We start from the raw sequence: 3,473 nt of genomic DNA, 5'->3' as shown, positions 1-3,473 counted from the left end.
TGATCATCTTATCACTATGTGTATAAAAATTCCTGATTAGTAGCCTCAATAATTTCATATCTAAAATAATTTTATGTGTAAAAATTTACAATATATAGTAATACATTATCAAAATTTACTACTATATATAGTAAATCTGAATATTAATTGATTAAAAAACAAGCAAACGAATCAATGGGTGAAAAATATTTTTTAAGAGCATTTTTTCACTGGCTAATTCATTACAAAATTAAGGCGATTATACAAATCCGATCATAAACTGAATTACTTGAAATTTAATTTATTTAAAAATCATAAAGTTAAAAATAATGTTTATTAAAATCAGATCGTAAATCAAATGACAGCATTTTTACGGCGTTACTAAAGTTAAGTAATACATAGCAACCAAAATTGTATTTAAAGGGCTTAGAGCGCTCATTTTGCGCCTTATTTTTGATATTTATTATTTACTGTGCTTTATTTTTCAGAATACTTTGATAAAATACTAGTTAAATTGATTACCTAGTTATTTATACAGGTAGTTAATTGAAAAGCTATTAATGAGGAGTATCTCAGTTGATAGTTTTAAGGGGAGTTGGTTCACGGTCGCCAAACTTAGAAGCCAGATCCCCTAGTACGAAGAAATTAAACATGATACAGATAGAAATGTAACAAATTGCTTAACAACTTCAGTTATATATTGTCTTATCTACTAAAAGTAGTCAATGCCAATATTAACTAACTGTTGATTTATCAACCAATCTCTGTTAGCTCCTTTCATCCCCTATCATTGTTTAATTCTTTTTAATTAGTAATTTAAAAAGAGATTTTTACATGGAAAAAATTTTAAATAACAAAGATAGTCTTATCCCGTTAAAAGATTTTATTGCCTTAATTGGTTATAAAAGCACATCCTCATATTATCAAATGCTCAAAAATGACAAAACCGCACCTAAACCAATAAAATTATTGGGTCGAAAAGTTTTTTTATCTAGTCAAGAAGTTAATAGCTGGATTGAATCAAAAAAAGCGGCAAGGGGGTAATTTATGCAAATTGGAAACCCTCTATATCGCGAAATAATAAAGGGCTTGCATTGGAATCTTGACGCTTCCAATAATAGCCAATCTGATTATAAAAAGCTACCCAAAAAGCCGAGAGCTTACCTATTAATTGCGTGTACTGGTGACAATGGTATTACAGAAAATGAGATATTGCGCACCTGTAGGCTTTCTAGCGGTAGAAATTACTGTTCAGAACTAGAAAGAAAGTTAGGCATCACATTAAAGCGCATGGATGAACCCAATACCGACGGAATAGGCTCACACTATCGCTATTACCTAGCCAATAAGGAAGATGCTCAAAAGGTGGTTAATCTGATTCTTAGTTATGAAAATAGCTTATTAACTGAATCAGATATCAGCCAAATTTTAGCACTTTATCCAAGCAAAGCAGCTTAATTAATTGATTTTATAGCAAAGCTCATTTTTGAGCCGACGGTATCCCTTTGCCTAAATTTAGCTAAACGGGGAATTTTCGGACACGTTAGGAGATAAAAAATGACAGATTTTAATAATTTAGTACCAGTAACCGAAACACAATTAAACGGTAAATTACAGCAAACAGTTAGCGCAAAGGCTTTACATAATTACTTAAAAGTAGGAAATGATTTTTCAACATGGATAAAGGGAAGAATAAAAGAATATGGGCTTATTAAAAATGATGATTTTTTAATCTTTGATTCATCAGAATTCAGGAATCAAAGTACAAATAATGAACAACAAATAAAATGGACAACTAAGCGAGGTGGAGATCGTAAAAGTACAGATTACATCCTTACAATCGGAACCGCTAAAGAATTAGCAATGATTGAAAATAACGAGAAAGGACGAGCAATAAGAAAGTACTTTATACGTTGTGAAGAACATCTTAAAGAAATCGCGCCAACAATCCAAAAGAAAGCACTTAATCGATTAAAAGCACGTTTAAAAGTCGCAGATTATAGCCGTCCTATGTGTGACGCTTTAACAGAGCAACGTAAAGCACTGGGGAAAAGCGCAAATAACACCGTATTTACTAATGAATTCGATATGATTAACCGCATCGTATTAGGTACTACATCAAGCAAATACAAGAAAGCCAATAATCTTACTGGTAATATTCGTGACCACCTAAACGAATTTGAATTAAACCATATCGCATACCTTGAGAACGCAAATATAACATTAATCCATATTGGTTACGACTATCATCAGAGAAAAGCCGAGCTAATAAAGTTATCTCATGCTTATTTAATCCGTCATATGGCACAGGTGGCTTAATTATGATGACTACACACCCATTTAACGCCCTAGCAATAGGGCAATATACTCAAGCCCTAAATAATCGCTTAAATTGCTATTTTAACGGAATTAACGCGAAATCATTCTTCTTGGTTGGCAATAATTCTAGTTTTCAGTCAAAAAAGCCTATTTCAGTGGAAACCAGTGTAAAAGTACGCGCTAAGTACGCAGTGAAAACCGTTTTTTTAATGCGTACTAATCATTGCATGGGGTTGAATTTCAAAAGTATGTTTCTTGAGTCCATAAAAAGGAGAATGGGAAAACAAATACCACCAATCAGTGGCATTAAGTTAAAAGATTATTTCTTATCTAGTTTAGCTAGTTTTTCGCGACAAGCATCCTTAACCCATGCGCTAAAGTTACTACTTTCTTGTAGTATTTGCTTTTCCATTAGTTCAAGTAAATCATCTTCAAAGCGGATTATTTTAGATGTGCTCTTAGAACGGTCAAAACTTCTTTTTTTATTTTCTTCTTGCATTGGTTTATACCACTATGTTAGATTATCAGTTAATGGTTTATACCATATTAAGGATAATACCACTAAAAAGCAATGCCACGAAGTGCGACCAACACTATCGAGGCATCTAACCACAAACATTAAACGGAGTAATGCTATGGCTAATAGTAATGATACCCTACGCCCTAAAAATGGGCAACCTGACCTATCTAATTTAATTTCTGTTTTAAATCTCTATCAAGCAGATATTCCAACACACCATTTATTACAAGCTGAGAATCATTTTGAAGAACTACAGCAATCTATTCTATATGGAATAGGTGCGATTGGTAACCTGATGTTTTGGGCTAGTGAAAATGAGAGTTATTCCGAGCAGAACCTTAAAAGTGATATGCGCGATATTGGCTATTTACTAGCACAATTAAGAGATGTTGCCTGTTTCGCTTCAAATCAAATTAACCTACTTGATGCTACACAAAACCGTAAGGGAGGTAAATAGTATGTTGAAAACGAATTATAAAGAAAAAAGTAATCGTGAAACCAAACTATTTAAATTCTATGACCTTACTACTGCCAAAGTATTTGAGGCATTAGCTCCTACAGAACAACAAGCTAGAAAAAGCCTAGGCAAATCATCCCTTATCTTTATTGCCAGAATTCGCTTATATCCAGTCATTGAAGACACTAGAAGCTTTGG

The 3,473-nt window shown here is 32.7% G+C and carries 6 protein-coding genes; 5 read left to right on the top strand and 1 reads right to left on the bottom strand.

The annotated features are described in order from the left end of the window. Window positions 1-813 precede the first annotated feature (813 nt). The 3 genes from ACGH6Q_RS12040 (at window position 814) to ACGH6Q_RS12030 (ending at window position 2,298) form a co-directional block, all read left to right on the top strand. Window positions 814-1,023, top strand: a complete 210-nt coding sequence (locus ACGH6Q_RS12040) for a helix-turn-helix transcriptional regulator (RefSeq protein ID WP_065627088.1) — start codon at window positions 814-816, stop codon at window positions 1,021-1,023. A gap of 3 nt (window positions 1,024-1,026) precedes the next feature. Then, window positions 1,027-1,437: a hypothetical protein gene (locus tag ACGH6Q_RS12035; RefSeq protein WP_143422134.1), complete on the top strand. Its 411-nt coding sequence runs from the start codon at window positions 1,027-1,029 to the stop codon at window positions 1,435-1,437. Between the two features lie 99 nt (window positions 1,438-1,536). Then, window positions 1,537-2,298: an antA/AntB antirepressor family protein gene (locus ACGH6Q_RS12030; protein ID WP_085166036.1), complete on the top strand. Its 762-nt coding sequence runs from the start codon at window positions 1,537-1,539 to the stop codon at window positions 2,296-2,298. A gap of 319 nt (window positions 2,299-2,617) precedes the next feature. On the opposite strand, the gene ACGH6Q_RS12025 is transcribed toward ACGH6Q_RS12030, so the two are convergent. Then, entirely contained in the window at window positions 2,618-2,797 is a 180-nt protein-coding gene (locus ACGH6Q_RS12025) for a YlcI/YnfO family protein (protein ID WP_085166035.1), read from the bottom strand. Window positions 2,798-2,933: 136 nt separating this feature from the next. Between ACGH6Q_RS12025 and ACGH6Q_RS12020 the strand changes: the two genes are divergently transcribed. Continuing rightward, window positions 2,934-3,275, top strand: coding sequence for a hypothetical protein (locus ACGH6Q_RS12020; protein WP_065585765.1), 342 nt, complete (start codon window positions 2,934-2,936; stop codon window positions 3,273-3,275). 1 nt (window position 3,276) lies between these two features. Further along, the coding region (locus tag ACGH6Q_RS12015; RefSeq protein ID WP_411592952.1) for a host cell division inhibitor Icd-like protein at window positions 3,277-3,473 on the top strand (197 nt) is incomplete at its 3' end.

This window comes from Gilliamella sp. BG2, assembly GCF_046635645.1.
GTDB classification, from domain to species: Bacteria; Pseudomonadota; Gammaproteobacteria; order Enterobacterales; family Orbaceae; genus Gilliamella; species Gilliamella bombi.
The sequence above is the reverse complement of the archived record's forward strand: the minus strand, read 5'-3'. Positions and strand labels throughout refer to the sequence as shown.

Bases quoted from the DNA above. Each gene is read 5' to 3' on its own strand.
- ACGH6Q_RS12025 (WP_085166035.1), bottom strand. From the start codon at position 2,797: ATGCAAGAAGAAAATAAAAAAAGAAGTTTTGACCGTTCTAAGAGCACA.
- ACGH6Q_RS12035 (WP_143422134.1), top strand. From the start codon at position 1,027: ATGCAAATTGGAAACCCTCTATATCGCGAAATAATAAAGGGCTTGCAT.
- ACGH6Q_RS12020 (WP_065585765.1), top strand. From the start codon at position 2,934: ATGGCTAATAGTAATGATACCCTACGCCCTAAAAATGGGCAACCTGAC.
- ACGH6Q_RS12030 (WP_085166036.1), top strand. From the start codon at position 1,537: ATGACAGATTTTAATAATTTAGTACCAGTAACCGAAACACAATTAAAC.
- ACGH6Q_RS12040 (WP_065627088.1), top strand. From the start codon at position 814: ATGGAAAAAATTTTAAATAACAAAGATAGTCTTATCCCGTTAAAAGAT.